Annotated in this window: 6 protein-coding genes; 3 read left to right on the top strand and 3 right to left on the bottom strand. The window is 64.8% G+C overall.

What is annotated here, in order from left to right; genetic code table 11:
• The 3 genes from ACI944_RS10580 to pyrH all read right to left on the bottom strand — a co-directional run.
• Positions 1-902 (bottom strand): site-2 protease family protein (locus ACI944_RS10580; RefSeq protein WP_411719016.1); only part of this gene is annotated, 902 nt, incomplete at its 3' end.
• 137 nt (positions 903-1,039) lie between these two features.
• Positions 1,040-2,680, bottom strand: coding sequence for a lysine--tRNA ligase (lysS, locus tag ACI944_RS10575; protein ID WP_411719015.1), 1,641 nt, complete (start codon positions 2,678-2,680; stop codon positions 1,040-1,042).
• A complete protein-coding gene (gene pyrH / locus ACI944_RS10570) occupies positions 2,673-3,356 on the bottom strand; it encodes a UMP kinase (protein WP_411719014.1) in 684 nt (227 codons plus the stop codon). Before pyrH ends, lysS begins: the two co-directional genes overlap by 8 nt.
• A gap of 83 nt (positions 3,357-3,439) precedes the next feature.
• On the opposite strand from pyrH, the gene ACI944_RS10565 reads away from it, so the two are divergent.
• From ACI944_RS10565 to ACI944_RS10555, 3 genes are all read left to right on the top strand, one after another.
• Positions 3,440-4,231: a molybdopterin synthase gene (locus tag ACI944_RS10565; protein ID WP_411719013.1), complete on the top strand. Its 792-nt coding sequence runs from the start codon at positions 3,440-3,442 to the stop codon at positions 4,229-4,231.
• Between the two features lie 364 nt (positions 4,232-4,595).
• A complete protein-coding gene (locus ACI944_RS10560; RefSeq protein WP_411719012.1) occupies positions 4,596-4,835 on the top strand; it encodes a hypothetical protein in 240 nt (79 codons plus the stop codon).
• 156 nt (positions 4,836-4,991) lie between these two features.
• On the top strand, positions 4,992-5,979 hold a 988-nt coding region (locus tag ACI944_RS10555; RefSeq protein WP_411719011.1), incomplete at its 3' end, for a site-2 protease family protein.

Genomic DNA, 5,979 nt, shown 5'->3' with positions numbered 1-5,979 from the left:
TCGCCGTCGACGTGCGTGAGTTCGGTGCCCGTTCCGATCGGCCCGTCGACGACAGCGCGGGTGGCGATAAGGCTCCGCTCGACCGTGATGGGGTCGGCGCTCCGACGGTCGACGGTGACCTCCCTGCCGGCGTCAGCGAGGGCGGCGCTGAACTCCTCGTCACCGTCGATCGGTTGGCCGTCGACGGCGACGAGCACGTCACCGCGGTCGATGCCAGCCTCTTGGGCTGCCGATCCGGGAAGCGCGCCGCCGATCGCGACACCGGGGACGACGGTAACGAGGCTCGCAACGAGGCCGAAAAGCAGCGCAAACGAGACCGCGGTCACGAGGAAATTGTTGGTTACGCCGGCGGCGAACATCCGCGTTCGGCCGCCGCGGTCGGCGGCCTCCTGGCTCTCCTCGTCTGGTTGGACGAACGCACCCATCGGGATGAACGCCAGCAGAGCGACGCCCATCGACTCGATCTCGATGTCTTCGACGCGGCACAACAAACCGTGGCCGCCCTCGTGGACGACCAAGCCGACGAGAAGACCGACGACGATGTCGACCGCGGCCGCCCACGGCAGGAACTGGTTGACACCGGGGATGACGAGGGCGTCCTGCGGGCGGACGAAGCCGGCCGCCTGCGGCTGTGAGATCGTACTGACCGCCGACAGCAACACCGCGAAGAACGACCCAACCATGATGACGAGGGCGATCCCGACGCCGAGGTTCCCCCACGCGCGCCAGAGCCGTTTTGGCGAGGCAAGCCACCCGAGGAACGCCCGTCCACGCTTCGTATGGATCGTCAGGATCGGCCCGGAGAGTTTGAACGACGACGGCAACAGCCCGCGTGAGTTGAGCGCCATCACGCCGGCCGTGTATACGAGGATCCCGACCAGAATCCAAGACAGCGTATTCATCGACTGCACGTAGGGCCTCGGTTACTGAAAAGTCGTTCCGTCGGGGCGGAGCGTTCCGGGGGCGAGCCGTCCCGAAACTGGGTCGGGGTGGCCCAAACGGTGATATCAGACGGGGATAACGCACCGATGCCGTCGTCTTATCCCTCGCGTCGAAGCCGCTGAAGGACGAAGGCGTCGTCCATGGGCGCGAGGAACGGGCCGAGGCGCGGCCCCTCCGACTCATCGAGAAACAACCGGTAGCCGGCCGAAAAGAACTCCCCGACGGGAACGTCGTGGCGGCGGGCCGTCTCGTATATCTCCTCTTGAAGGGCGTCCTCGTCGGGCGATTCGGTCGCGACGAAGTCGGCGAGCGCATCAAGGGCGGCTTCGGTGTCGGCGTCGAAGTCCGTCTCGGGAAGCGACTCGGCGAGGCGATAGTTGAACTCGTTGTCCGTCCGGACCGCCCACGTGCGCGCTTTCTCAACCCGTTCGAGGGCCCCGTCGATCTCGGCATCGGTCGCGTCCTCGGGGAGGTGCCCCGAGCGCTGGGCCATCGTGACGCGGAGCTCGCGGTCGTCGGTCATCCCGAGGACGGCAGCGAACGTGTAGGGAATCCGGATCGGTCGCGTCGTCGCGTCGTCGGCAACCATCGGGTAGGCACGGTCGGCGAGTTCGGCCTCGTCGGCGGGGATATCGTCGGTCTCGCCGTCGAAGTATGCCCGTTCGAAACGGTCGAATTCGTCGACGAGCCGATCGATGCGGCCGACGTCGAAGTCGCGCTGTTTCTTTGGGTTCTTCGTGAAGAAATAGCGGAGCACTTCGACCTCAAGAATGTCGAGCACCTCGGCGACCGTGATGATGTTGCCGGCCGATGACGACAGTGCGTCGCCGTTGAGCGTGAACCACTCATAGACCATCGGTACCGGTGGCTCGAAGCCGAACACCTCGCGGGCGACCGTCTCCCCGGAGGGCCACGAACCCTCGGCGTGATCCTTGCCGAAGGGCTCGAAATCGACCCCGAGCGTCAGCCACTGTGCGGGCCACTCGAAGCGCCACGGGAGCTTTCCGTCCCGGAAGGTCGCAGTCCCCTCGTGGCCGCAGCCCTCGATGACGTCGTCGCCGGCCTCGACGTCGCGGCAGACGTACTCGACGGTCCGGGAGTCGAGGTCGATGTCGGTGATCGTCTCGGTGAGGTGGCCACACGACGAACACTGTGCGAAGAACGGGACGTACGCGCCGTCGATCTTGTCTTGGAACTCGGTGAGGACTTCGCGTGCGGTATCGCGGTTCTCGAGAACGCGCTCGACCGCGTCGTCGAAGCGCCCGGACTCGTACAACTCGGTGTTCGAGACCATCTCTATCGGCACGCCAACGGCCGCCGCGGATCGGCCGAGCAGTTCGGTGAAGTGCGCGCCGTAGGAGTCACAACAGCCGAAGGGGTCGGGAATGTCGGTGTAGGGTTTGCCGAGGTTTCGGCCGAGCGCTCCGGCGTCGACCTCGCCGAGGCCGACGACGTTCCACTCCAAATCGGCGAGTTTGCGCGGGAGTTTTCGGAGGCGGTCGCGGTCGTCGGTGGTGAACACCTGTTCGACCTCGTGACCGCGCTCCCTGAGCGCCTCGGCGACGAGGTAGCCGCGCATGATCTCGTTGAAGTGGCCGAGGTGCGGAACGCCGGACGGCGAGACGCCGCCTTTTATCACGATCGGCTCCGCGGGATCGCGCGATTCGATCTCGTCGGCGACCGAATCGGCCCAGAAGGCGCGATGTTCGCCCGTCCCGATGTCGTAAAGCTCACTCATTCGGGTGGACCTCCGTGCCGTCGGCGTCGCCCGCGACCGCGTCGGCGATCCGGGACGGCTCCGAACCGTCCAGGACGACGGCCCGGAGGCCGGAGCGTTCGATGATCTTCGCAGCGAGGAGGTCGACGGGGGCGTTCGACCCCGCCGCGGTCTCGATCGAGGCGATCACGTCCACGAGTTTGCCGGCGCTCAGTTCGTCGTAGCGCTCGGCCCCGTCGTCGGCATTCGGGTCGGCCGAGAAGACGCCCGGGACACTCGTGGCGTAGACGAGCAGGTCAGCCTCGGCCATCTCGGCCAGTAGCGCGGCGACGGCGTCGGTCGTGTGGCCGGGAATCGTTCCGCCCATCACGGCGACTTCCCCGCGCCGGAGGGAGGCGCGCGCGGCCTCGTGTGACTCCGCCGGCTCCGGTGTTGCGGAACTCTCAAGCGCAGTGATCAGGAGACGGGCGTTCAGTCGCGTCACATCGATTCCGAGAGCGTCGAGGTCGTACTCGGTCGCCCCGAGGTCGCGAGCGGTCCGGATGTAGCGGCGCGCGACCCCGCCGCCGCCGACGACAGCCGCGACCTCGTGGCCGTCGTCGACCAGCCCGTCGAGTACGTCGGCGTGGGCGTCGACGCGATCGGCATCGAGATCGGGGGCGAGGACACTCCCGCCGATAGAAAGGATAACTCTCATTACCGAAGGGTTGCCTTGTTTTACTCTTAAGGGTTGTCAAGCCCTCCGACACCTACAAGCGCCCGCGGCCGAACAGACAGCGTATGTACACGGTTTCGCTGCTTGGATCGGATGCCGACGCCGCGGCCCCACGGCTTGCGGACGCGGCGGCGGGTCGAGTCGGGGTCGTTCGCCGCGAGGCGGATACCGCGGTGGATGGCGGGCAATCGCTGTCGCGCGCCGCGACGGAGTACGTCGTCGACGACGGCTGGCGCGCGAGCGGTGACGGGCTCTCAGTTCGGGACGCGATCGACCGGCTCGCGCCGGATCACGACTACGCGTTCGTGCTCGGCGCGCCGGGCGCACGGCTCCCGACTGTCGTCGTCGGCGAAACGGAGGAGACAGTCGAGGAACCGATTGTCGCTGTCGAAGGGGTGGGGAGTCTTGACGCGGCCGCCGCGATCGAGACGATCGAGGACGGCGAGCCCTACGAGACGCTTGAGTCGCTGGTCGCGTCGGTGAAACGGTCGACAGCAGCGACGTACTCCGGCGCGATCGCCACGTTCACCGGCCGTGTTCGCGCGAAGGAGGACGAAGGCGACGAGCGGACTCACTACTTGGAGTTCGAAAAGTACGATGGGGTCGCCGAGCGCCGAATGGACACGATCGAGACGGAACTCGAGGAGCGCAACGGGATCTTGGATGTCCGTCTCCACCACCGAACCGGGCGGATTCCGGACGGTGAGGATATCGTCTTCGTTGTCGTGTTGGCTGGCCACCGCCGAGAGGCGTTCCGTGCGGTCGAGGACGGTATCGACCGGCTAAAAGAAGAGGTCCCGCTATTTAAGAAGGAAGTGACCGACGAGGAGACCTTTTGGGTCCACCAACGCGAGTGATATGGCAAGTTGCACGGACTCAGACAGCTTAGATGGCCGGCGTATAAACGGGCTCAGACGCCCCCGAAAGGAGATGAAGGGGCCTCTTCGATGAGGTCTTCGGGATAGTTTGCTGCTCATAAGAGTCATTTTTCGTCCTAAAATCGGTTTTGTCCGCCGAATCAGCGTTAATATATAGTAGTATATTTCTGTATCTTTTTTGAGAAAGAAAATTTTAGACGGTAGCATAAAATTTCCTACTGCCTCTGCATAATTTATAAAACGTGTCTTTTTTCGGCGTTTATTCCGAATCGAGCCGAAGGCATCCGAAGCTTCGCCTCTTTATATACCCGTTCGACAGCAAGAGGGAAGTGAGGTGTCAGATATGAGTGCTACAACGGACTCCACGACGGAGAGCAAGGAAACGCGGCTTCGCCGGTATCTCAGTCAGCGGGCCGAGGACGGCGAGGTGTACATAAAGAGCAAGTTCATCGCCGATGACGTTGAGCTCTCCCCGAAGGAGATCGGCGCACTGATGGTGAAGCTCCGCGACTCGGCGGCGGAACTCGAAATCGAAAAGTGGTCGTACACCTCCGCGACCACGTGGCGCGTCACACGAGGCTAACCCACGCGAGATCAGCGCATGGACCCGATGGATCAGCCGATGTCGGACTGACACCGATCCGCCCGACCGGTCCCCAACGGTATATAAATACGGCCGTACCAGCAGCTCCGGTCGCTGGCACGGGATTTATTTCTGCCAGACGCGTTCTTTGTCACGATGGACCCCGCCAGTCGATCGTCGAACCACGCCGGACCGTCACCGGAGTCGCTGCTTCCGGCGTTCCAGACGGTTGAGGTCGACGTCCGGGATGACGGCCGGATCGTCTACTACGGCCAGGCACGGACCGACGCCCGCCGGCTCGAGCGCGAGGTGTGGCCGCAGTTCCGCGAGCGCGGCTACGAAGTTCGCTTCGACACAGTCACTCAAAGCGAGTCCGACCCGATAACGGGCGTCGAGGTCGGCGAGCGGCGCCGCGCGCTCGTCGCCGAACCTCGCCGGGTAGGCGTCGACGGGGTACCGTGGACGAACATCGTCATGCTTCTAGCGACGGTGCTCACGACGCTGTACGCCGGGACAATCTGGTATTACCAGCCGGTCAACGGGCCGCTCGATCTCCTCGCCGGGTGGCCCTTCGCGCTCGCGGTACTCAGTGTGCTCGCGATCCACGAGTTGGGCCACTACGCTCTCTCACGGTACCACGGAGTTGAGGCGAGCCTCCCCTACTTTATTCCGGTGCCGAGTTTCATCGGCACCTTCGGGGCGGTGATCTCAATGCGTGGCCGTATCCCCGACCGGGAGGCGCTGTTCGACATCGGCATCTCGGGGCCGCTAGCGGGCCTCGTGGCGACGGTCTGTGTCGCGGTGATCGGCCTCCACCTCGATCCGATCCGCGTTCCGGAGTACGTCCTCGAGAACGAGGGGATGATACAACTCGAGTTGGGGTACCCACCTCTGCTGGAGTTTCTCGCGTGGGCGACCGGCGGTCAACTCACCTACGAGGACCCCGGCCTCGTCGCCAGCCCGGTTATCTTCGGCGCCTGGGTCGGCCTCTTCGTGACGTTTCTCAACCTCATCCCGGTCGGTCAACTCGACGGCGGCCACGTCGTCCGGTCGTTGCTCGGTGAGCGTGCCGAGACGGTCGGGTCGTTCGTCCCTGCGGCCCTGTTCGGGCTGGCCGCGTACCTGACCGTCTTCGCCGACGTGA

This window comes from Natronomonas sp., assembly GCF_046710025.1.
Classification (GTDB): domain Archaea; phylum Halobacteriota; class Halobacteria; order Halobacteriales; family Haloarculaceae; genus Natronomonas.
This window is presented reverse-complemented; position numbering and strand designations above follow the sequence as displayed.

What these genes read in the sequence shown, in the direction of transcription:
- ACI944_RS10560 (WP_411719012.1), top strand. Translation starts at nt 4,596, where the DNA reads ATGAGTGCTACAACGGACTCCACGACGGAGAGCAAGGAAACGCGGCTT.
- ACI944_RS10565 (WP_411719013.1), top strand. Translation starts at nt 3,440, where the DNA reads ATGTACACGGTTTCGCTGCTTGGATCGGATGCCGACGCCGCGGCCCCA.
- lysS (WP_411719015.1), bottom strand. Translation starts at nt 2,680, where the DNA reads ATGAGTGAGCTTTACGACATCGGGACGGGCGAACATCGCGCCTTCTGG.
- pyrH (WP_411719014.1), bottom strand. Translation starts at nt 3,356, where the DNA reads ATGAGAGTTATCCTTTCTATCGGCGGGAGTGTCCTCGCCCCCGATCTC.